Origin of the sequence: Hwangdonia sp., from assembly GCF_048381975.1 — a bacterium.
Lineage (GTDB): Bacteria > Bacteroidota > Bacteroidia > Flavobacteriales > Flavobacteriaceae > Hwangdonia > Hwangdonia seohaensis.
The window spans coordinates 163894-186215 of record NZ_JBLWYT010000004.1 but is presented as its reverse complement, the minus strand read 5'-3'; the positions used below and the strand labels follow the sequence as shown (position 1 = coordinate 186215).

Annotated in this window: 17 protein-coding genes; 10 read left to right on the top strand and 7 right to left on the bottom strand. The window is 37.7% G+C overall.

Going from position 1 to position 22322, the window contains the following annotated elements:
* Positions 1 to 4: 4 nt before the first annotated feature.
* On the bottom strand, positions 5 to 4519 hold the full coding sequence (gene gltB / locus ACN5J7_RS08970) for a glutamate synthase large subunit (RefSeq protein ID WP_418603647.1): 4515 nt from the start codon (positions 4517 to 4519) through the stop codon (positions 5 to 7).
* A 458-nt stretch (positions 4520 to 4977) separates the two neighbouring features.
* Here gltB and ACN5J7_RS08965 point away from each other — a divergent pair, with 458 nt between their 5' ends.
* Genes ACN5J7_RS08965 through ACN5J7_RS08955 form a run of 3 tightly spaced genes read left to right on the top strand, consistent with a single transcriptional unit; the run spans position 4978 to position 7758 of the window.
* Entirely contained in the window at positions 4978 to 6027 is a 1050-nt protein-coding gene (locus tag ACN5J7_RS08965) for an outer membrane beta-barrel protein (RefSeq protein ID WP_418603646.1), read from the top strand.
* A gap of 60 nt (positions 6028 to 6087) precedes the next feature.
* A complete protein-coding gene (locus ACN5J7_RS08960; RefSeq protein ID WP_311935474.1) occupies positions 6088 to 6426 on the top strand; it encodes a P-II family nitrogen regulator in 339 nt (112 codons plus the stop codon).
* A gap of 27 nt (positions 6427 to 6453) precedes the next feature.
* A complete protein-coding gene (locus ACN5J7_RS08955; protein ID WP_418603645.1) occupies positions 6454 to 7758 on the top strand; it encodes an ammonium transporter in 1305 nt (434 codons plus the stop codon).
* Between the two features lie 68 nt (positions 7759 to 7826).
* Here the strand turns inward: ACN5J7_RS08955 and ACN5J7_RS08950 are convergent, their stop codons facing one another.
* Positions 7827 to 8300, bottom strand: coding sequence for an N-acetyltransferase family protein (locus ACN5J7_RS08950; RefSeq protein WP_418603644.1), 474 nt, complete (start codon positions 8298 to 8300; stop codon positions 7827 to 7829).
* 47 nt (positions 8301 to 8347) lie between these two features.
* Positions 8348 to 10939 carry a phosphoenolpyruvate carboxylase gene (locus ACN5J7_RS08945; RefSeq protein WP_418603643.1) on the bottom strand — a complete coding sequence of 864 codons (2592 nt, stop codon included), beginning with the start codon at positions 10937 to 10939 and terminating at the stop codon, positions 8348 to 8350.
* A gap of 282 nt (positions 10940 to 11221) precedes the next feature.
* On the opposite strand from ACN5J7_RS08945, the gene ACN5J7_RS08940 reads away from it, so the two are divergent.
* Genes ACN5J7_RS08940 through nadB form a run of 3 tightly spaced genes read left to right on the top strand, consistent with a single transcriptional unit; the run spans position 11222 to position 15561 of the window.
* Positions 11222 to 13036, top strand: coding sequence for a hypothetical protein (locus ACN5J7_RS08940; protein ID WP_418603642.1), 1815 nt, complete (start codon positions 11222 to 11224; stop codon positions 13034 to 13036).
* Between the two features lie 36 nt (positions 13037 to 13072).
* Positions 13073 to 13999, top strand: a complete 927-nt coding sequence (gene nadA / locus ACN5J7_RS08935) for a quinolinate synthase NadA (RefSeq protein ID WP_418603640.1) — start codon at positions 13073 to 13075, stop codon at positions 13997 to 13999.
* Between the two features lie 5 nt (positions 14000 to 14004).
* Positions 14005 to 15561 carry an L-aspartate oxidase gene (gene nadB / locus ACN5J7_RS08930; protein ID WP_418603638.1) on the top strand — a complete coding sequence of 519 codons (1557 nt, stop codon included), beginning with the start codon at positions 14005 to 14007 and terminating at the stop codon, positions 15559 to 15561.
* Between the two features lie 47 nt (positions 15562 to 15608).
* On the opposite strand, the gene ACN5J7_RS08925 is transcribed toward nadB, so the two are convergent.
* Entirely contained in the window at positions 15609 to 15941 is a 333-nt protein-coding gene (locus ACN5J7_RS08925) for a single-stranded DNA-binding protein (RefSeq protein WP_311935460.1), read from the bottom strand.
* 173 nt (positions 15942 to 16114) lie between these two features.
* Between ACN5J7_RS08925 and ACN5J7_RS08920 the strand changes: the two genes are divergently transcribed.
* Positions 16115 to 16645, top strand: a complete 531-nt coding sequence (locus ACN5J7_RS08920) for a GNAT family N-acetyltransferase (protein WP_418603637.1) — start codon at positions 16115 to 16117, stop codon at positions 16643 to 16645.
* A gap of 36 nt (positions 16646 to 16681) precedes the next feature.
* Positions 16682 to 17032 (top strand): hypothetical protein, encoded by a 351-nt coding sequence (locus tag ACN5J7_RS08915; protein WP_311935456.1) that lies wholly within the window; start codon positions 16682 to 16684, stop codon positions 17030 to 17032.
* 5 nt (positions 17033 to 17037) lie between these two features.
* Here the strand turns inward: ACN5J7_RS08915 and ACN5J7_RS08910 are convergent, their stop codons facing one another.
* Positions 17038 to 17505, bottom strand: a complete 468-nt coding sequence (locus ACN5J7_RS08910; protein WP_311935454.1) for a CBS domain-containing protein — start codon at positions 17503 to 17505, stop codon at positions 17038 to 17040.
* 167 nt (positions 17506 to 17672) lie between these two features.
* Between ACN5J7_RS08910 and ACN5J7_RS08905 the strand changes: the two genes are divergently transcribed.
* Positions 17673 to 18386 carry a tetratricopeptide repeat protein gene (locus ACN5J7_RS08905; RefSeq protein ID WP_418603636.1) on the top strand — a complete coding sequence of 238 codons (714 nt, stop codon included), beginning with the start codon at positions 17673 to 17675 and terminating at the stop codon, positions 18384 to 18386.
* A gap of 72 nt (positions 18387 to 18458) precedes the next feature.
* Here the strand turns inward: ACN5J7_RS08905 and ACN5J7_RS08900 are convergent, their stop codons facing one another.
* Complete coding sequence (locus ACN5J7_RS08900) at positions 18459 to 20549, bottom strand: M13 family metallopeptidase (RefSeq protein ID WP_418603635.1); 2091 nt, start codon at positions 20547 to 20549, stop codon at positions 18459 to 18461.
* Between the two features lie 119 nt (positions 20550 to 20668).
* A complete protein-coding gene (locus tag ACN5J7_RS08895; RefSeq protein WP_418603634.1) occupies positions 20669 to 21193 on the bottom strand; it encodes a hypothetical protein in 525 nt (174 codons plus the stop codon).
* Positions 21194 to 21349: 156 nt separating this feature from the next.
* Here ACN5J7_RS08895 and ACN5J7_RS08890 point away from each other — a divergent pair, with 156 nt between their 5' ends.
* The gene (locus tag ACN5J7_RS08890) at positions 21350 to 22312 is read left to right on the top strand and encodes an NAD-dependent epimerase/dehydratase family protein (protein WP_418603633.1); all 963 of its coding nucleotides are present in this window, start codon (positions 21350 to 21352) and stop codon (positions 22310 to 22312) included.
* The last annotated feature ends 10 nt before the right edge of the window (positions 22313 to 22322 follow it).

The window sequence follows — 22322 nt, the reverse complement described above, 5'->3', positions numbered from 1 at the left end:
CGTATTATGCTGTTTCTAATGCTTCAACTAGTACTTCTCCTTTTTCCAAACGCTCTAAAGCTTTCTTATATTCGATTGGCATTACCCGAACAAAATGTTTTAAGCTGGCATCCCAATCATTTAATAATCTTTTACCAAGTTTACTGTCTGTATATAAAACGTGTTTTTCAATAAGTTCTTTTAAATCCTTGGCATGCTCTTCTAAAATATCCTCAAACTCAATGGTTTCGGTATTACACAATCCGTTAGTGAATTTGTTTTTAGGATCGTAAACATAGGCAATGCCGCCACTCATACCTGCGGCGAAATTCCGTCCCGTTTTACCTAAAACAACTACCTTTCCACCGGTCATATATTCACAGCAATGGTCGCCAACGCCTTCAACTACGGCGGTTGCGCCCGAGTTACGCACGGCAAAACGCTCGCCTGCAATCCCGTTAATATAGGCTTCACCTTCTACGGCACCGAACAAACAAACGTTCCCAACAATAATGTTGTTTTCCGCGATAAAGGTTGCTTTCGCTGGTTTCTTCACAATTAATTTAGCTCCAGATAGTCCCTTTCCTAAATAATCATTCGTGTTGCCATCCAATGTAAACGTCAATCCGTTGGCTCCAAAGGCACCAAAACTTTGACCCGCTGACCCTGTAAAATTGATGTTTAAAGTATCTTCCGGTAATCCTAAATGCCCGTATTTTTTAGATATTTCGTTACTTACAATAGCGCCAACCGTTCGGTTTATGTTATTGATTGGATAAGCTAAAGTCATTTTTTCTTTACGGTATAAGGCACGGTGCGAATCTTTCAAAATTTGAAAATCCATAACGTTGTCAATACCATGGTCTTGTTTTTCAGTATTCCGAACTTCCATTTCTCTGTAAACTGCTGGCCTGTACAATATTGAAGATAAATCCAAGCCTTTAGCTTTATAGTGTTTTATGGCTTTATTGGCGTTTATTTTATGGGTTTGACCAATCATTTCGTCCATGGTTCTAAACCCTAATTGCGCCATAATGCCTCGTAATTCCTCAGCGATATAATAGAAGAAATTAATAACGTGCTCTGGTGTGCCTTTAAAGTTTTTACGTAGTTCTTTATCTTGGGTAGCGATACCAACCGGACAGGTGTTTAAGTGGCATTTACGCATCATGATACAACCCGAAGCCACCAATGGAGCTGTGGCAAAACCAAATTCTTCGGCACCCAATAATGTTGCAATGGCTACATCGCGTCCTGTTTTTAACTGGCCGTCGCATTCCACAACAATTCTACTTCTTAGTTTGTTTAAAACCAAAGTTTGTTGTACTTCGGCTAAACCTAATTCCCAAGGCAATCCGGCGTGTTTTAAAGAGGTTAAAGGCGATGCGCCCGTGCCACCATCATAACCAGCGATTAAAACCACATCGGCTTTGGCTTTTGCAACACCCGCTGCAATAGTGCCGACACCAACTTCTGAAACGAGTTTTACGTTGATTCTGGCTTCGCGATTAGCATTTTTCAAATCGTAAATGAGTTGCGCCAAATCTTCAATGGAATAAATATCGTGATGCGGCGGCGGTGAAATCAAGCCCACAAAAGGGGTTGAGTTACGTGCCGCGGCAATCCATGGCAATACTTTTTCGCCGGGTAATTGTCCGCCTTCACCCGGTTTTGCACCCTGCGCCATTTTAATTTGAATCTCTTTGGCATTGGTTAAATAATGCGAAGTCACTCCAAATCGGCCAGATGCTACTTGCTTGATTGCAGAGTTTCGGCTGTCTCCATTTACATCGGGTTGAAAACGGTTTCTGTCTTCGCCACCTTCACCGGAATTGGATTTTCCACCAATACGGTTCATCGCAATAGCTAAGTTTTCGTGCGCTTCACGCGAAATAGAACCGTACGACATCGCCCCTGTTTTGAAGCGTTTTACGATTTCCGTCCAAGGCTCGACTTCATCTAAAGGAATCGGGTCTAAGTTGTCAAATTCAAATAACCCACGAATGGTCATTAAATTTTCAGACTGTTCGTTAACGGCTTTGGCATACACATCGTAACTGGCTTGATCGCTCAACCTAACGGCTTGCTGCAATTTTGCAACGGTTGTTGGGTTGAACATGTGGCGTTCGCCATTGCGTCGCCATCTGTAATCGCCACCAATGTTTAAGCCTAAACGTTTGTCTATTAATTTATCAGGATAAGCGTATTTGTAACGCTCGTTAATTTCTTTTTCAATTTCGTATAATCCAATACCTTCAATTCTTGACGCGGTGTATGGGAAGTATTTTTCAACGAAATGGGAGTTAAACCCAACAATTTCGAATATTTGAGAACCTCGGTACGAATGCAGTGTTGAGATTCCTATTTTGTTCATTATTTTAAGAATGCCTTTTCCGATGGCTTTATTGAAGTTATCGACCGCTTTTTGCTCGTCCATTCCCGTTATGAAGCCTTCTTTTACTTGCATTCTAATGATTTCGTTTACCATATAAGGGTTTACGGCACTGGCGCCATAACCGAACAAGGTTGCGAAATGATGCGGCTCGCGAGGTTCGGCAGATTCAATGATAATATCGAAATACGAACGCTTGCGCAAGCGATTCATTTGATGGTTTACATACGAACACGCCAACAAAGCCGGAATAGGTGCCAACTCTTTATTAACGCCTCTGTCTGACAAAATAATGATGTTTGTTTTTCTGTCGAGTGCTTTTTCAATTTGAACGATAATATCGTCTAAAGCATCTTCAAGTCCGTTTAGTCCCTGTGCTTTTGGATAGAGCATTTCAATGGTTTCAGCTTTAAAACTTTCAACGGAGATGCATCTTATCTTTTCTAAATCGGCATTGGAAATTACAGGGTTCTGAATTTTTAATTTTCTACATTGTCTTTCCGAAATACTGAAAATATTACGGTCTTTGCCCAAATTTAAACTGATATCGGTTACGATTTCTTCGCGAATACCATCCAAGGGCGGATTGGTAACTTGGGCGAATAATTGTTTGAAGTAGTTTGAAATAAGTTGTGGTCTGTCCGATAAAACAGCCAAGGGCGTATCGATACCCATGGAGCCTAAAGCTTCCTTGGCGTTTACTGCCATTGGGGTGATAACTTCCTGAATATCCTCGAACGTATAATTGAATAAACGCTGGCGGGTTTTTAAATCGATGGTTTCAATCGGGCAGGTTTCGTTGTTATAGGGAATATCCTTTAAATGCAAACGGGTTTTGTCCAACCATTCTTGATAGGGTCTTTCCGAAACAATTTTACTTTTAATTTCTTCGTCATTAATAATACGTCCTTCGTTCATATCAACCAGAAACATTTTTCCTGGTTCTAAACGACCGTGGCTTTCCACATCTTCGGGAGCAATATCAACCACCCCAATTTCAGACGACATAATCAGTTTACCGCTTTTGGTAACCGTGTATCGTGAAGGTCTCAATCCGTTTCTATCCAGTAAGGCGCCAATGTAATTGCCATCTGTAAAAGGTACCGATGCGGGCCCATCCCAAGGCTCCATAATACAAGCATTGTATTCGTAAAAAGCTTTGCGTTCTGGCGACATGGTTTTGTGTTTTTCCCAAGCTTCCGGAATCATCATCATCATGACTTCTGGCAACGAGCGTCCGGTGTGGGTTAACAATTCAACTACCATATCCATGGAAGCGGAATCTGATTTTCCTGGTAAAATAATGGGGAACAGTTTTTCAATTTGAGGGCCGAAAACCTCACTTTTCATAATTTCTTCGCGAACACGCATTCTGCTAACATTGCCACGAAGTGTATTTATTTCTCCGTTTTGGCACATAAACCTAAACGGCTGCGCCAATTCCCATGTGGGCATCGTGTTGGTTGAAAAACGCTGGTGCACCAATGCCAATCGGGTAACCAAATCGGTTTCTTGTAAGTCTTTATAATATGGGCCAATGTCTTCGGGCATAATAATACCCTTGTAAATCAATGTGGTTGTTGATAAACTTGACACATAAAAATACGAGCTTTCAGACATTTTGGAATTGGCTATAATATGCTCGGTTATTTTGCGGGCCGCATATAATTTTGCCTTGAATACATCTTCAGAAACATCGTTGGTTTTTTCGATAAAAATCTGCTCTATATTAGGTTCGGACGCTAAAGCAATCTCGCCCAATTGAGAAGAATCAACAGGCACTTGCCTCCAGCCCAAAACCGATAGGCCTTGGCCCATAATTTCTTTTTCGAAAGTGTCTTTACAAAATTTATATTGATTTACGTTTTTTGGTAAAAACACCATGCCCACGGCATATTTTCCTTGTACCGGAATTTTAAAATCGCAAACCCTTTTAAAATAGGCATGCGGAATATCGATTAAAAGACCTGCACCATCGCCTGTTTTTCCATCGGCACTAACGCCACCTCTGTGTTCTAGTTTTACCAGAATTTCTAAGGCATCGTGTATAATTTGATTGGTTTTTTCTCCCTTTAGATTACATATAAAACCTGCACCACAATTTTCGTGTTCAAATTCAGGCAAATAAAGTCCTTGTTTCTTCAGCATAATCAACAAATTTTAAGTTAAAAATAGGTGTTGAAAAGCTAAGATATGCACTAGAGTTTGAATAATAACAAGGGTTGAATCATTATTCCGATTTTGAAAATTTAGTCAACGCAAAACTAATTATATATCAATTAAACAAAAATATTTTAATAAATACTCAATTCATAAAAACTGGTTTTAAATGCAAAAGCATGAATTAATGTTAATGAAACGTCATTTGTTTGAAATTAAAATCAATTAAAAAAGAGAAAAGCTAATAATAATTCAAAATTGAAATTAAAAATACTCAAAAAAATCAAAGTCAAACCTATATACCCATAAAAAAATAGGGTTGAAATGTAAATATTAATAAAAATGAATTAGTCAACCCTATTTTTTATGGGGGTAAAATATTTTTTAAATAGTTTTGACCTGTTCTAAAGAAAAAATAATAGAACGAATAACTAAAATTGAAACTTATGAAAAAAATTACGACCCTTTTAATGTTTTTTGTGGCAACCGCGATGTTTGCTCAAGAAGAAGCACCGGCTCCAAAGTTTAACTTTAGCGGTAGTGTTGATGCCTATTATAGAGCCAACTTTACGGCACCAAACGATGAAAACCATGTTGCGCCGGGGTCTTCATTTGCTAATTTGCCTGGTTTTGCCTTAGGTATGGTAAACCTTGTTGCTAGTTATGAAGGTAAAAAAACAGGATTTGTTGCCGATTTAATGTTTGGTCCAAGAGGGACGGACGCCATATTTAACTCTCCAATGTACCCTGTGGGAAATGAGGAAATTGGCACGGGTAACATCGTGGCGCAATTATATGCTTATTGGAATGTGAGTGAATCCGTAAAACTCACCATAGGTAATTTCAATACTTTTTTGGGCTATGAGGTTATTTCGCCAGTCGTTAACTTTAACTATAGTACGTCTTATCTGTTCTCCTATGGGCCGTTTACCCATACAGGGCTGAAAGCCGACTTTACTTTATCTGAAGATTTTAGCTTAATGTTGGGCGTTATGAATGATACTGATATAACTGAATTCAATCCAACCGGCGATTACGCATTTGGTGCACAATTAGGGTATTCAGGACAGTTTCTTAATGTATTGGTAGATCCCTCTTTCTTTGAAATTGATTTCACTGGCGGATTTGATTTATCCGATACTTTCTTCTTAGGAATCAATGCTGCACATTTAAGTTACGAAGATAATGGCGGTTCATTTACAGGTGGAGCAATATATCCGCAGTATTCAATAAGTGAAAGCTTTACCGCTGGTTTAAGAGCTGAGTATTTTTCTGAATCTGATTTTGGCGCAGGAGGTATCGGAGCGTATGATGCCAATGGAGACGGTTCGGTATTTGCGCTTACGTTAACAGGTAGCTATGCCATTGAAAACTTAACCATAAAACCAGAAATAAGATTGGATTCTACTAGTGAAGAAGGGGCCTTTTGGGATAATGACATAATGCCATCAAAAAGCTTGGGTTCTTTCGTATTGGCAGCCATCTATTCATTCTAAAATAATAAATAATATGAGATTTCCTCTTACGAGGAAATGAAAAAAAACAAATATATAATCATGAAAAAAGTTGAAGCAATTATTAGAAAATCCAAGTACAGCGAAGTTCGAGATGCGTTGCACGAGGTAGGTGTAAATTTTTTCTCTTACTGGGATGTAACCGGATTGGGAAACGAAAAAGAAGGACATGTTTACAGAGGGGTATCCTATAGTACGAGCGATATTCAGCGCAGGTACTTATCCATTGTAGTTAACGACGATTTTGAGGAAATAACCGTACAGACCATTTTAAGAGTAGCAAGAACAGGTGATGTTGGAGATGGGAAAATATTTGTTTCCGATGTCCAAGAGTGTTACAGAATACGAACAGGAAAAAAAGGCGGAGATACCTTAAGATAATCAGCATCATTTAAACATTAAAATATTATGGAATTACTTACTACAAACAATGTATGGATGATGATCTGTACGGCACTCGTTTTCTTTATGCACATGGGTTTTGCGCTTTTGGAAATAGGATTAACGAGACAAAAAAACACATTAAACATTCTTTTTAAAAACATTTTTATTATTACCGTTGGCTTGCTATTATACGCTCTGGTTGGGTTTAACTTAACGTATCCAGGGTTTGGGCCCGATGATTGGGGCGTATTTGGATTTGCCGGATTTGGGTTGGATTCACCACTAACCAATGCCGGAACCTTGGATCTCACATATAACGAAGGCTACACCTATTGGACCGACTTTTTATTTCAAGGCATGTTTGCGGCAACGGCAGCGACCATAGTTTCGGGAGCCGTGGCAGAACGTATGAAGATTGGGGCGTTTATGATATTCGCTGTAATTTATGTTGGTTTTGTTTACCCTATTGCGGGTTCATGGAAATGGGGCGGCGGCTTTTTGGATCAATTGGGCTTTTACGATTTCGCAGGGTCTACTTTAGTGCACTCCGTTGGTGGCTGGGGCGCATTGGTGGCTGTATGTTTATTGGGCGCTAGAATAGGTAAATTTAAAAACGGAAAAATACAGGCCATTCCAGGGCATAATATTCCTTTGGCTACGGCTGGTGTATTAATCCTTTGGTTAGGTTGGTTTGGTTTTAATGGCGGTTCTGTACTTTCTGCTGATCCGGGATTAACATCCTTGGTTTTGGTTACCACATGTTTAGCCGCCGCAAGTGGTGGGGTTGTAGCTGCCATTGCCTCAACAGTAGTTTACAAAAACTTAGATTTAACCATGTTCTTAAATGGTATTCTTGGAGGCCTCGTGGGTATTACCGCTGGGGCAGACGTAATGTCGCCAACAGCGGCCATAATAATTGGAGCCGTATCGGGTGTGCTTATTGTTTTTGCGGTTGGTTGTATTGATAGGTTAAAGTTAGATGACCCTGTTGGAGCCATTGCCGTGCATTTAATTTGTGGTATTTGGGGAACGCTGGCTGTTGGTATGTTCGGGTTTAGTGCCGTTACCAATGATGCGGGTGAATTTTTAAATGCCAATGGCGATGTGGTAGCAACGATTTCTGAAGCTGCAAATGCATTATCATTTTTACCTCAATTATATGGTGTACTGGCTTATGCGGCCATTTGTACCATCTCTACATTTTTGATTGTTTTTGTTTTGAAGAAAACAATGGGTATCAGGGTTTCTGAGCTTGAGGAAGTTGAAGGTTTGGATTCTCACGAACACGGTATGGATGCTTATCCGGATTTTAGGTTGAATGAGCATTAAACATAACATGAGTTTAATTTGAATAAAAAGGGTGCTTTACTTTGTTTAAAGCACCCTTTCTTATAGGATTAAATGCAATGTGTTTTTTTACGAAAGTGTAATTTCATCCCTTCGTGCGACGCTTTAAAACCCAAGTCTTCATAAAACTTAATGGCATCGGGTCTTTTTTTATCGGTCGTTAATTGCAGTAAATGCGCGTTTCGTTCTTTAGCTTTGTTAATGGCCCATTTAAACATGGTTTTTCCTAGGCCAATGCCTCTTTTGTCCTTTCTAATTCTTACCGCTTCAATTTGCGCCCTTATGCCACCGCGGTAAGTTAGGTACGGAATAAACGTTAATTGCAAAGTGCCAATAACGTCTCGATGTTCATCTTCAACAACAATGAGCTCTTGATTTTCGTCGGCATTTATTTTTTCAAAAGCATCTAAATATGCTTTCGGAAGTGGTATTTTAAATTGTTCTCTCGTTTTGCCAAGGTCGTCATCAGCAATCATTTCCACAATTTTCGGAACATCTTCTATGGTTGCTTTTCTAAATACCATTTAACTGTTGCTGTTCTGTTGTTTTAAGATAAAAGCGGAAAATCAATTTAAGCCGAATTCCTACTCGCATTAATATTCCCGAAAAGCGAACGGGTTACTATTTTTTCATAAATTTTCTTTTCTTCATCATCATCGCTAACCCCAGCTTTTTCCAGTTCTTGAATTTTTTTAAGCGCATACTGTTGTATGGTCAGTAATGGCAAGACAATAGATTCCCTAACCTCGATTGAGGCTTTTCCTGTGGGTTCGTTTTCCATTAATTCGGCATAGCCAGTAAGCTTTAAAAGCAATCGTTTGGTAATTGTGTATTCATCGTGAATGATATTCCAGAAATCACCAAATTCTTCGTCATTAGACATGTATTTTGTTAAATCGAAAAACGATTTTGTTAAAGACATCATACTGTTTTCCAATAAGGTTTTAAAGAATTTTGAGTTTTTGTAAAGTGCTTCAACTTTATTAAACTCACCGGCATCTTCATATTTTTTAAGCGCGGTTCCCACGCCAAAAAATCCTGGGACATTTTGTTTTAATTGGCTCCATGAACCCACAAACGGAATGGCTCTTAAATCTGAAAACACCAATTTATCTGAAGTGCCTCGTTTTGATGGGCGGCTTCCAATATTGGTTTTTGCATAGTATTTTAAGGTGCTCATACGCTCTAAATACGGAATAAACATCGGGTGGCTTTTAAAATCCTTGTACGTTTTATAACTGGTTTCGGCCAAATCCGTCATAACTGTTCTATCGTCATCAGATAGTTTGTTGCGTCCGCCAGAAATTCTGTTGTCTATACCAGAACTGATAAGCTGCTCTAAGTTATATTGCGATGAATCCAACGTGCCAAAATTAGAGCTAATGGTTTGCCCTTGAATGGTAAGCTGCACTTCTTTGTCCTCAATAGTTGGGCCTAAAGACGAGTAAAATTGATGCGTTTTACCGCCGCCTCGTGCCGGTGGTCCACCACGACCATCAAAAAATATGGCTGTAACATCGTATTTTCTAGACATTTCGGTAAGCAATTCCTTGGCTTTAAAAATACCCCAATTTGCCATTAAATAACCACCATCTTTTGTGCCATCAGAAAAACCGAGCATAATGGTTTGTTTGTTGCCTCGACTTTTTAAATGGGCTCTGTAAGCCCGATTTGTATACAGCTGCTCCATAACTGCCGGAGCATTTTCCAGATCGGTAATGGTTTCAAAAAGCGGTACAACATCAACGGTTAAACGCTCTTTAAAAGCCACTATTTTAAGCATGGCGAAAAGCTGCATAACATTTAAAGCCGTTTGGTTGTTACTTATTATATAACGGTTGGCTCCGCGCTCGCCGTTTGTTGCTTGAATATCTTCAATGGCTTCAATGGTTCTTAAGGTATTGCGCACCATTTCGTCTTCAAAAGCATCAATATCTATGGTTTCGTGCTTCGCTTTTGATAATATTTTTATTTGCTCGTCTTCACTTAACTCGTTATAATTTTTCGGGAACGAATCACTTCCTTTTTCAATTAAATGATTGATAACTGTAGTAAAAACGTTGTTGTGTATGCGGCTGTCTTGCCTGATATCCAAAGTGGCAAAATGGTATCCAAACAAATGGATTCTGTTTATTAAATTATGAATTTCACTAATGTATAACGATTGGTGTTCTTTTACAATGTGATTTCTTATGCTTAACAATTCCTTAATAAGCTCTTTTGAAGAAATGGTTTTTTTAGTGTTTAAATTGATGCTATAATTATATAAAATAGTCTCTAATTTAATAATCCGTTCTTCCACGTCTTTAAAGGTAAGCTTGCGTCTTAAAGCTTTAAGGTCTTGGTAGTATTTTTTAAGGATGGCTTTTTTTAATTTTTTAGCCACTTTCAGGGTTGTTTTCGGTTTTACATACGGGTTTCCGTCGCGGTCTCCACCGGGCCAAAAACCAATATTTATAATTTCGTTGTGCTTTTTGCCATCGTCGTAAATGTTTTGTTGAATGTAATTGTAAATTTCTCCAAACGAGGTGTAAAACACGTTCTCTAAATACCAAATTAGGCTTTTTGCTTCGTTATACGGTGTGGGTTTAACGCGTTTAAAAAAGGGTGTTTTTCCTAATTGGGCGAATAAATTATTGATTTCAGTCAGGTTGTTGTCTTTTATGGCTTCAGTTAAATCGGTAATAATGCCCAAAACCGAACCTGGGTAAAATTGCGTTGGATGCGCCGTTAAAACAATGCGCACCTTAAATTCTTCGAGATAGGCTTTTAAGTCTTCTAATCTGTTTTCTGCCGTAGCCGATTCTTTTAGGTTTCTTAAAGTACCAATACCTTCCATATTATTCACAATGGGGAATGCGGCATCTTCAATAGCATCAAATAATACAACTTGCCTTTCAATGTATTGAATGAAACGGAACAGTAAATTTATTTGGCTTTGCTTATTGCGGCGTGCTTGGTATTTTTTAAAAAACGAATTTACAATCGTTGTGGGGTCCTCTTCGTGCGCAAACCCTTTTTTACAGGTTTCATGAAATAAGGGTAGTAATGCTCCTGTTTTTGTAACGGTATCAAAAGGCAGCGTCATAAATACACTGTTGTAAATTTGGTATTTAGACAGTACGTTTTGCTTAAATCTAACTAATTTTGGTTCTACAGACATAATAGCAATCTAATTGAGATTAACCGTAAAAATACTAAAGGTTTAACGAAAAGGCATAGGTGCATTTAAGTTTTATCGATTTTTATTGTTCTACCGATTCTTATTAAGAATAATTAAATAAAACGGGAGCTATCCTTACATCTTTATAATTGGTAGTGCTAATTTTTTGAGAAGTAAAATCTGCGACATTCTTTTTATAAACAATGCAATTCAAAAAAGTATGATAATTATCATATTCGGTGGATTATCAACTCAATACCTTTGCCGATTAATGCAAGATGTATGAAAAAAGCACACTCGTTTCACATTCCGGTAATGGGAATCGGATTCACAATTGATACACCTTTAAAGGTGGCCCAATACGGTATGGACTCTGTAATTTCTTTAGTTGATGATATTTTACTTGAGAAATTAAGAAAAATGTACAGCGAAAAATTCAAGATGCCCTACAGCGAAATCACCGATAAGATAGATGATTTTAGAGCCAAAAGAATTACCTCGTATTTGAATTTGATAAACGATTTAGCCGATAAAAAGTTTGAATCGTTAAAACAGTTAACCACCGAAAAAAGCGACGATTTATTGGCCTACATCAATATGTTGCCGGATGGTTCGAAATTAAAGTCTGAGTTTAAGAAATTAACGTCAAAAGAATTTCATTTATCTGATATTAAAAAATGGGCAAACAGCAATTTGTCAATGGGCAGTATTGATGTTAATATCATGACCAAAGTTGATAAAGACAATTATAAAAAGAACGAAAAATTACCGACCGAATATAACGATGCCCACGCTGCTTTACGAGGTTTTGCCAATAGTAAATTAAATTCTTCGGTGGTGCTTTCTGCAGGTATGAATCCCAGACTATATACCTATATGTCTCAGTTTAACGATTTTTTTCCAAATGAAAACGGCGCGTTTAAAAAGAGAATTATTTTAAAAGTAAGCGATTTCAGATCGGCACTTATCCAAGGGAAATTTTTGGCCAAAAAAGGCTTGTGGGTTTCTGAATATAGAATTGAATCCGGGTTGAATTGCGGCGGGCATGCCTTTGCCACAGACGGGTATCTTTTAGGGCCTGTTTTAGCTGAATTTAAAGAAAAAAGAGAAGCCTTAAAAACAGATATTCAAACACTTTTAAATCAAGAGCTTAAAAATCAAAATCGAGTGGTGCCAAACAAAGCATTGCCTATTCAAATAACAGCGCAGGGTGGTGTGGGTACTAAAGAAGAACACGAGTTTTTAATAGACCATTATAATTTAGACTCGGTAGGTTGGGGCTCTCCTTTTTTACTTGTGCCAGAGGCTACAACCGTTGATGACAAAACCTTGCAAAAATTAGCAAAAGCTAAAGAAGAAGATTTGTATTTAAGCGATATTTCGCCTTTAGGTGTGCCGTTCAATAATCTTAAAGACAACACCAAAGATGCTGAAAAACAAGTTTTAATTAATAAGGGAAGACCGGGAAGTTCCTGCCCTAAAAAGTTTGTAGCGCTTAACAAAGAATTTAAGGAAACGGGTATTTGTACGGCATCAAGAGAGTATCAATATTTAAAAATAAAGGCTTTAAACGAACAGCAGCTCGATAAGGAAACGCATGAAAAACAATACCATAAAATTATCGAAAAGTCTTGTACTTGCGTAGGTTTAGGGACATCGGCCTTATTAAAATACAATTTGGATACCAAAGTTGAAGGCGAAGGTGTTTCCATTTGTCCCGGGCCAAATATGGCGTATTATTCTAAAGTTATGAGTTTAAAAAACATAACCGATCATATTTACGGAAGAGCCAATATGGTAACCCGAAACGACCGCCCCAACTTATTTATTAAAGAGCTTCAAATTTATATTGATTTCTTGAAAAACAAATTGGAGGACGCTAAAGTATCGTTTAATAAAAAAGAAGAAAAATACCTGTTCACGTTCACAAATAACATGAAAGAAGGGGTTTTTTATTATCAAAATCTGTTTCAAAACACAAAGCATGTATTTGAAGATTTTAAATCAACGGTTTTAAATGAATTAAACCAAAGTGAATTAGCACTAAATACAATTTATTCAGAAATTGAGACTTTAGCCATTAAGGTTAAGGCGTAGTCTGATTTTTTTGAATACGAACTAAATGGTGATACAATGGATTTAGTTAAAGAGATACGCCGCCTAAAAAAAGAGAAGAATGCTGTAATTCTTGCGCATTATTATCAAGTGCCGGAAATACAGGATATTGCAGATTATGTTGGCGATAGTTTAGGGCTATCGCAAAAAGCCGCCGAAACCGATGCCGACATTATTGTGTTTGCCGGTGTGCATTTTATGGCAGAAACCGCTAAAATATTAAGCCCCAAAAAAAAGGTGGTGCTGCCCGATTTAAATGCAGGTTGCTCGTTGGCAGATTCCTGTCCGCCAGAGGCTTTTAAAGCATTTACCGAAGCGCACCCCAATCATGTGGTGATTACCTATGTGAATTGTTCGGCAGAAATTAAAGCGTTAAGCGATATAGTTTGCACCTCTTCCAACGCCTTAAAAATTGTAGAATCTATCCCTAAAGAAAGGCCTATTATTTTTGCGCCCGATAAAAATTTAGGGGCTTACATCATCAAAGAAACAGGACGCGATATGTTGCTTTGGGATGGCAGTTGTGTGGTGCACGAAGCGTTTTCAATGGATAAATTAATCGAGCTTCATAAAAAATATCCCGATTATAAAATCATAGCGCATCCAGAATCCGAAGAGCATATTTTAAAAACGGCAACATACATTGGTTCGACCGCAGGTATGATAAATTATGTAAAACAGCATCAAGACCAGAAATTTATTGTGGCAACCGAGGCTGGTATTTTACATAAAATGAAAGAAGCCATGCCCAACACGGAATTAATTCCTGCACCGGCGAAAGAAGATAATACCTGTGCGTGTAGCGAATGTCATTTTATGAAAATGAATACACTTCAAAAATTATACGATTGTTTACTTAACGAATCGCCAAAGATTGAAGTTGACGAAACCATTATCGAGCAGGCTTTATTGCCCATTGAGCGTATGTTGGAATTATCTAAATAATAACAATGACAGCAGATTATCTGGTAATTGGTTCGGGTATTGCGGGTTTAACGTTTTCGGTTAAAATTGCAGAAGCATTTCCCGGTAGAACCGTAACCATAATCACAAAAGCCAACGAAGAAGAATCCAATACAAAATACGCCCAAGGCGGTGTAGCTGTTGTGTTAAACCGTAAAAAAGATTCTTTCCAAAAACACATTGTAGACACTTTAAATGCCGGCGACGGACTTTGTGATGCATCTGTTGTTGAAATGGTTGTTAAAGAAGGCCCTAAACGCTTGGAAGAACTCATGGCTTGGGGCGCAAATTTTGATTTTGATACGCTCGGAAATTTAGATTTAGGAAAAGAAGGCGGTCACTCAGAATACCGTGTGGCGCACCATAAAGATATTACGGGCGCAGAAATTGAGCGCGCTTTATTAGCTAGGGCGCATCAACTTGAAAACATTAGCATTTTGCCGCATCATTTTGCCATCGATCTAATTACAAATCACCATGTAGGTGGTAAAAAACCTAAAGTAAATGCGTGTTACGGGGCTTATGTTTTAAATCAAAAAGACAAAACCATTTTCACGTTAAAAGCCCATAACTCGGTTTTGGCTTCTGGCGGTATTGGTTGGGTTTACGGGCACACGACCAATCCGGTAATTGCAACTGGAGATGGCATTGCCATGGCGTACAGGGCCAAAGCTAAAATTTTGGACATGGAATTTGTGCAGTTCCATCCCACGGCTTTATTTGAGGCTGATGGCGAATCGTCGTTTTTAATATCCGAGGCAGTTAGGGGTTTTGGTGCCTATTTACGTAATAAAATAGGTGAGCGTTTTATGTCAAATTACGATAATCGGGCAGAATTGGCGTCCCGCGATATTGTATCGCAAAGTATTGATAGCGAATTGAAGAAAACGGGAGACACCCATGTGTTTTTAGATGGTACGCATTTGGATATGGCGGCGTTTAAAAAACACTTTCCCAATATTTATAAAAAATGTAAAGCGCATCATATTAATATTGAAACCGATTGGATTCCCGTAGTGCCGGCAGCCCATTACTTATGTGGTGGCATTGAGGTTGATACGGACGGAAAAACGTCTGTCCCAAATTTATTTGCCTGTGGCGAGTGTACCAGAACAGGTTTGCACGGCGCCAACCGATTGGCCTCAAATTCGTTATTGGAAGCTTTGGTTTATGCACACAATATTTTTAAATATTTAAGAAACGATAGTTGTAAATCTGTAAATTTGAATATTCCCGATTGGGATGATGAAGGCACAAGCACGCCAAAAGAACACGTTTTAATTCAGCATAATTTACGGCAATTGCAAGCTTTAATGCGCGATTATGTGGGGATAGTGCGTAGTCAAAGCAGATTGAAAAAAGCGATAAAACACCTCGATTTGATGTATACTGAAGTTGAAGATTTTTATAAAGCCTCAAAAATTTCCACACCGCTCTGCGAATTAAGAAACATGATTAATGTGGCACATTTAATTATTAATCAATCTCTAGAAAGAAAAGAAAATAAGGGAGGCTATTTTAATGTGGATAATGTAAAAAAATAAACAGGCCTTTTTTAAGAGACCTGCTTATTTTTTGGGCAAAAAATGGTTTATTTTCCAAGCATCAATAACTCACTACAAACCACTTCGGTAATATAGCGTTTGTTACCATCTTTATCGTCATAGCTTCGCGATGTTAATTTCCCTTCAATGGCAACCTCTTTTCCTTTGGTTACGTATTTTTCAATTATTTGAGCCGTTTTTCCCCAAGCCACAATATTATGCCATTGGGTATCTGTAATTTTTTCACCTTTATTATTGGTGTAGCTTTCGTTTGTGGCCATATTAAATTTAGCCAATGTTTTTCCTGATTCAAGATTGATGATTTCCGGATCGTTTCCTAAGTTACCAATCAACTGTACTTTGTTTCTAAGTGTGTTCATAATTTTAAATTTACGTGTTAAACAGTTAATACTATCGAAGTCTTATGTTTCGACACTGCAAATATGCGACGGCATCCAAAAGTTATTCGGTTATTACTTATTTAAATTCGTTTGTAAATGTTTGTAGTCGTTTGTAAATGGATAATTTGTATATTGTAGCATATTTAACGCCCATGACATTCAACATAGAAACCGAACGACTCATTTTGAGAGAACTCAGGCCAACCGATTTAAACGGCATGTTCGAGCTAGACTCCAATCCAGAGGTGCATAAATATTTAGGAAACAAACCCGTTAAAACCATTGAGGAGTCTCAAAAAATACTGGATAGTGTTTTCAAACAATATAAAGAACGCGGTATTGGCAGGTTTGCAGCTATTGAAAAACACACGGGCAACTTTATTGGTTGGTCCGGCATTCGATTAAACACCGAATACAACATGAACGGCCATACAACATATTACGATGTAGGCTATAGGTTTATACCAAAATATTGGGGTAAAGGTTATGCCACCGAGTCTGGGAAAGCGTCGGTAAATTACGCCTTTAATGTTTTAAAATTACCGGAATTGTATGCGACAACTCATTTGGAAAATGAAGCATCGCACCGTGCACTTTTAAAAATTGGATTGAAATATATTGAAGATTTCTATTTTGAAGAAGAACAACTAAACTTGCGTTGGTATAAAATTGAAAGCCCTTAAAGGGCATTAATTAAGAAATATTATAAATTTAAATTGATGGAAAAGAAATGCCCCGAATGTGGCGATAAAATTGTAGGCAGAATTGATAAAAAATTCTGTAGCGATGCGTGCAGAAATGCCTATAATAACAATATTAATAAAGACCACAAAAATTTAATAAGAAATACCAATAATAGGCTCAGAAAAAATTATAGGATTTTAGAGGCTTTAAACCCAATAGATAAAACCAAAACCTCGCGCGCCAAACTTATTGAAAAAGGATTCGATTTTAATTACTTTACCAGTATATACACCACAAAAAAAGGAACGGTTTATTACTTTGTTTACAACCAAGGCTATCTGCCATTAGAGGGCGATTATTATGCTTTGGTAAAAAGAGAAGGATAATAAACCTATTTCCAAGTTTGCCCTTTAAGTTTCATAGCGGCCTTTAGCACATCTTTTTGGCTAATCTGTCCCACTAATTTACCGTTTTCAACTATGGGAAACCTACGGTGTTTGGTTTTTAAAAATTCATTGGCGGCATCAAAAATATTCATGTTGCCATCAATGGTATCTACATTTTGGGTAATAAAATTTTCAATGGTTTTATCTTGCATCGGCATATTGTAATAACGGCTTTCGCTAATTTGTTTAATGCAATCACCTTCAGAAATTATTCCAATCAGTTCGTTTTTTTCATTTACCACGGGGCCACCGGAAATGCGGTTTTTAATTAGCGATTGCATCACACTTTCAATGGTTTGCTTTGGTGTAAACGTAATTAAATCCCGTGTCATATAGTCACTAACCTTTAAAGGAGTGTTGTCTTCAGCATTTGCTTGCTGCCTTCTTGCGCCTTGGAAACTTTTAATTGCCATAAAAATAAAAATTAAAGTAATCTTAAATATAATTATTTTTTTTGAATTTTCCTAGAAACAAGAGGCAACTTTAATTTTCAGATCATAAAAAATGAAAATAATTAGCATTGTTTTAAGACATTACATGCTATTTTTTTATAGTTTTAGCGAAATTTAAAAAAGTAGAAATGAAACGATTTTTAATGTTGGCTCTAGTGGCAGGCTGTTTTCAGCTAAATGCACAGAGCAGCCCAGATTTAATTAAGCACTACGAGGCTTATTACAACCAAATGAAAACACAAGGGGATATGCAGGGCGTAATAAATGCCATGACGCATTTGAATGTGTTGTCGCCATCTGTGGCAAGGCAAGACACTTTGGCCTATATTTATATGAGCGAAGGCAAATATGTACAGGCTTTAAATACGATTGGTATTGAAAGAAATGTTGGCGATTCCGATATTGCCGTTGAGGTTAAAGCGTTGTCTTTAAAATCGGTAAAAAGACCAGCATTGGCTATTGGCCATTTTGAGGAGCTTTTTAAAAGAAACCCAAATGCCCTTATTGCTTATGAGTTGGCCGAATTAAACCTGCAAATCCAAAAACTGGATGAAGCTTTAAAACATATTAATTACGGTCTTGCTAATGCTAAGGAGGATATGACCAAAGCTTTTTACGAAACGCAAAAACCATATCAAGTGTCTTTAAAAGCAGCCTTTATGTATTTGAATGCTTTAGTGGTGTATAACCAAGATACCAAAGCCAATATTGATAAAGCAGTTGATATTTTGGATGCCACCCAAAAAACGGCACCTAATTTTAATTTAATTCAATTGACAAAATCTGAATTGTTAAGACAGAAACAAGCTTTGACACAAGCTGCCGCTCAACCCAAAAATTAGATTTAAAAAGAATAAAAAAAGGGCAGATTCCGAATTCGGAATCTGCCCTTTTTTATTGAACACTATTTGGGATTACCAGATTTTTACACGGTCTTCCGGTTTTAAATACATGGCGTCTCCTTCTTTAATATCAAAAGCTCCATAAAAAGCATCTACATTTTTAAGAGGCATAACGGCACGGTACATACCCGGAGAATGCGTATTGGTTTTTATTTGATTGCGTAACGCATCATCAGTGTATTTTGTTCTCCAAATGGTTGCCCACGATAAAAACAAACGTTGCTCTGGTGTGTAGCCATCAATGTTTTCTGGTCTGCCATGTTCCGCCATATATAATTGCAAACCATCATACGCAGCATTAATTCCTCCTAAATCTCCAATGTTTTCACCTAAGGTAAACTCACCATTTAAAAAAGTTTCAGGTAAAGCTTCAACTTCGCTGTATTGCTCGGAAAGTTTTTTCCCTAAGGCGGTAAATTGCTCTAAATCTTCATCGGTCCACCAATTGTTTAGGTTTCCGTCGGCATCGTAACGCGACCCGGAATCATCGAAACAATGTGATATTTCGTGACCAATTACAGCGCCAATGCCGCCATAATTTACAGCTTCATCGGCTTGATAGTTATAAAAAGGCGGTTGTAAAATAGCCGCAGGAAAAACAATTTCGTTATACGGTGGCATAAAATAGGCGTTTACAACTTGGGGCGCCATAAGCCATTCGCTTTTATCAACCGGTTTTCCGAGTTTATTTAAGCCATCTTTAAAATTCCACACTCTTACATTTTGCATGTTGTTAAAGTACGAGCCGCCATTTTCAACACTTTCAACATCAAGATCAGCATAGTCTTTCCATTGGTCTGGATAGGCTATTTTAACATTCATTTTTTGTAATTTCTCCTTTGCTTTTTCTTTGGTTTCAGGCGTCATCCATTCGAGGTTATCGATTCTTTTTTCAAAAGCCAGCATAATGTTTTTAATCATTTTTTCGGCTTTGGCTTTAGCCTCTGGCGGGAATTTTTTATCCACATAAAGTTTTCCTAAAGCTTCACCAATAGTGCCGTTTAGTGTTCCTAAAGCACGCTCTTCCCGGTCTCTTTGCTTTTTTGAACCTCTTAGTTCTTTACTGTAAAACTCCCAATTGGCTTTATCGATTTCGGTAGATAATAACCCGGAATTTCCATCAATTAAAGTCCAACGTAAATAATTTTTCCAATCGTTAACATTGTTTTCTTTTAAAATGCCCTCTAATGCATTAAAGTATCCGGGGTCTGTAACAATAACGGTGTCCAATTCCTTAACGCCAATACCTTTAAAGTAGGCGTCCCAATTGATTGAAGGCGTCATTTTTGACAAATCGTCCATCGATTTAGGATTGTATCTTTTTCTGGCATCACGTCTGTCTTCTTTAGTCATTCTGGGTTTAGCCATTCGGGTTTCGAAAGCTAAAATGTTATCGGCATTTGCTTTGGCCTCTTCGTCCGAATAACCGATAAATTTTAACATACGGGCAATGTGCGCTCGATATTTTTCTCGTTTAGCTTTAGTGTCGTCATCCTCATCAACATAATAATCGCGACTTAAGCCCAACGCACCATTACCTAAATAACCTGTGTTCAGATTGCTGTTTTTAGGATGTGCGCCTACGCCAAAGCCAAAAAAAGCGCGACCGCCTTTGGGAGCTGTTTCGATTAAAAAATTCTGCAAATCGGTACTGTTTTTAATGTTATCGATTTTAGCCAATACCGCTTCAATAGGCTTAATACCTTGGGCATCTCTGGTAACGGTATCCATTATGGATTGGAAGAGAAATACCGCTTTTTCTTGATCCGAACCCGGTAAAACCTCAATGGTATTCAAATCTTTGTCGGTTGCCATGGCCGATTTTAAAATGGCTAAAGCATCTTCGTCTGTTTTTTTTCTGAGTTCATCAAAACTTCCCCAACGGGTTCGGTCTGAAGGAATGTCGTTATTGTCCAGCCAAGTACCATTTACGTGTCTAAAAAAATCATCATTTGGTTTTACATTGGTGTCCATGTATTCTAGGTTAATACCTGGTACGGTTTCCATTTGTGCGGTTTCTTTTTTGGCATCGTTTTTACAGGCAACGAGCCCTAAAAAAGCCAATCCGCTAAATAGAAATAAAGAATTTAATTTGGTTTTCATGTGTTTGTAATTAGTGATTTAGTTTTAAAAAATTGTTGCACAAGGTACTATTATTTAGCACTTTCAAAATGCTATTTATAACAACCTTAACAAAAGATTAAGAAAATAAGACCTGTGTTTTACTGGGGTTTTTGAATGTTTCTGCTGTCTTTCTCCAGCTTTTTATTCATTTGGAAGTTTAAGTTTGACACCGCCACCAAAAACTCTTTTACGGTAGCATTAAGCTCCGATTTTGATGTGGTGGATAGGTTATATAAGCTTTCTAACTTTAAAACCTTAGTGTCTAAAACCTGTAATCTGGCCAAGGTGGCCGACGTATTTACTGGCGCAGGAATATTCTTTTTTAAATCGGTTAAAAGCGTTTTAATGGCTTCCTCATTATTGCTGAAATAAATTAAATCGCCTTTTTTTACATTGTTTACAATATCTTGAAGTTGGTAGTATTCTTGCCAGTTTTCAATGGCGCGCTCTGTTTTTTCGTCTAAGCCAAAATCAGCAAAATCAAGTTTTGCGATGTCACTTTCAGATAATTCCTGACTCTTGATTTCTGTATCGTTAACTTCCTCAGGATTGTTTTCTTCCGTTTTTTTACAAGAAGACACCATCATAAAAATACAAATGAGGCTTATAAGTTTAAGGTTCATACAACTACATGTTTTTGGATGCTTTACAAAGATATAGCAATAGTTTGTTTTATGTAAAATAATCAATCGTGTTCTTGAAAAATTTTCATCTTTAAAATGAAATATTATCAATATAATCTTATTATTTTTGATTTATTCTTATAAACCGTGTTTTAAATGAACCCAAAAATATTGATTATTGGTGCTTGCGGACAAATTGGTTCGGAATTAACATTTAAGCTTAGAGGCATTTATGGCGATGAAAATGTAATTGCAAGCGATATAAGCTATAGTAATTTAGATATTGTTAACTCTGGGCTTTTTGAAATTGTTGATGCCCAAGATTATGCCAGTATTAATATGTGTATTGAAAAACACAACATCGATATCGTTTACTTAATGGCTGCCATGTTGAGCGCCACGGGAGAAAAATTCCCGATGAAAGCTTGGGAGTTGAATGTGAATTCGCTGTTCAACGTTTTAAATTTGGCAAAAGCAAAGTTTATAAAACAAGTGTTTTGGCCCTCTAGTATTGCCGTTTTTGGCCCCTCTACGCCATCTGAAAATACGCCGCAATATACGGCCATGGAACCCACAACCGTTTACGGCATTACCAAACAAGTTGGCGAACGTTGGTGTGAATACTACCACCAAAAATACGGTGTAGATGTTAGGAGTTTGCGCTACCCGGGCATTGTGAGTTGGAAAACACAAACCGGTGGCGGCACAACAGATTATGCGGTAGATATTTACCACAAAGCCATTACCGATAAGAAATTCGATTGTTTTTTATCTGAAAACACGAAGCTGCCCATGATGTATATGGACGATGCCATTAAGGCCACCATCGATATTATGCGGGCCGATGCCGATACCATAAAAATACGGTCGTCTTACAATTTGGCTGCCATAAGCTTTACGCCAAAGGAAGTGGCACAATCGATAAAAAACCACATTCCGGAATTCGAAATAAGCTACACGCCCGATTACAGGCAAGCCATTGCCGATAGTTGGCCAAAAAGCATAAACGACGATGCGGCACGACAAGATTGGCATTGGAAACACGCCTTTTCGCTCGAAGCCATTACCAAAGAGATGCTTTTTCAGTTGGATAAAAAATATAATACTGAGGTAAAATAATAGAATTACA

Bases quoted from the DNA above. Each gene is read 5' to 3' on its own strand.
- ACN5J7_RS08890 (WP_418603633.1), top strand. From the start codon at position 21,350: ATGAACCCAAAAATATTGATTATTGGTGCTTGCGGACAAATTGGTTCG.
- nadB (WP_418603638.1), top strand. From the start codon at position 14,005: ATGACAGCAGATTATCTGGTAATTGGTTCGGGTATTGCGGGTTTAACG.
- ACN5J7_RS08910 (WP_311935454.1), bottom strand. From the start codon at position 17,505: ATGGCAATTAAAAGTTTCCAAGGCGCAAGAAGGCAGCAAGCAAATGCT.
- ACN5J7_RS08940 (WP_418603642.1), top strand. From the start codon at position 11,222: ATGAAAAAAGCACACTCGTTTCACATTCCGGTAATGGGAATCGGATTC.
- ACN5J7_RS08925 (WP_311935460.1), bottom strand. From the start codon at position 15,941: ATGAACACACTTAGAAACAAAGTACAGTTGATTGGTAACTTAGGAAAC.
- ACN5J7_RS08915 (WP_311935456.1), top strand. From the start codon at position 16,682: ATGGAAAAGAAATGCCCCGAATGTGGCGATAAAATTGTAGGCAGAATT.
- ACN5J7_RS08895 (WP_418603634.1), bottom strand. From the start codon at position 21,193: ATGAACCTTAAACTTATAAGCCTCATTTGTATTTTTATGATGGTGTCT.
- ACN5J7_RS08945 (WP_418603643.1), bottom strand. From the start codon at position 10,939: ATGTCTGTAGAACCAAAATTAGTTAGATTTAAGCAAAACGTACTGTCT.
- gltB (WP_418603647.1), bottom strand. From the start codon at position 4,519: ATGCTGAAGAAACAAGGACTTTATTTGCCTGAATTTGAACACGAAAAT.
- ACN5J7_RS08960 (WP_311935474.1), top strand. From the start codon at position 6,088: ATGAAAAAAGTTGAAGCAATTATTAGAAAATCCAAGTACAGCGAAGTT.
- ACN5J7_RS08950 (WP_418603644.1), bottom strand. From the start codon at position 8,300: ATGGTATTTAGAAAAGCAACCATAGAAGATGTTCCGAAAATTGTGGAA.
- ACN5J7_RS08905 (WP_418603636.1), top strand. From the start codon at position 17,673: ATGAAACGATTTTTAATGTTGGCTCTAGTGGCAGGCTGTTTTCAGCTA.
- nadA (WP_418603640.1), top strand. From the start codon at position 13,073: ATGGATTTAGTTAAAGAGATACGCCGCCTAAAAAAAGAGAAGAATGCT.
- ACN5J7_RS08965 (WP_418603646.1), top strand. From the start codon at position 4,978: ATGAAAAAAATTACGACCCTTTTAATGTTTTTTGTGGCAACCGCGATG.
- ACN5J7_RS08955 (WP_418603645.1), top strand. From the start codon at position 6,454: ATGGAATTACTTACTACAAACAATGTATGGATGATGATCTGTACGGCA.
- ACN5J7_RS08900 (WP_418603635.1), bottom strand. From the start codon at position 20,549: ATGAAAACCAAATTAAATTCTTTATTTCTATTTAGCGGATTGGCTTTT.
- ACN5J7_RS08920 (WP_418603637.1), top strand. From the start codon at position 16,115: ATGACATTCAACATAGAAACCGAACGACTCATTTTGAGAGAACTCAGG.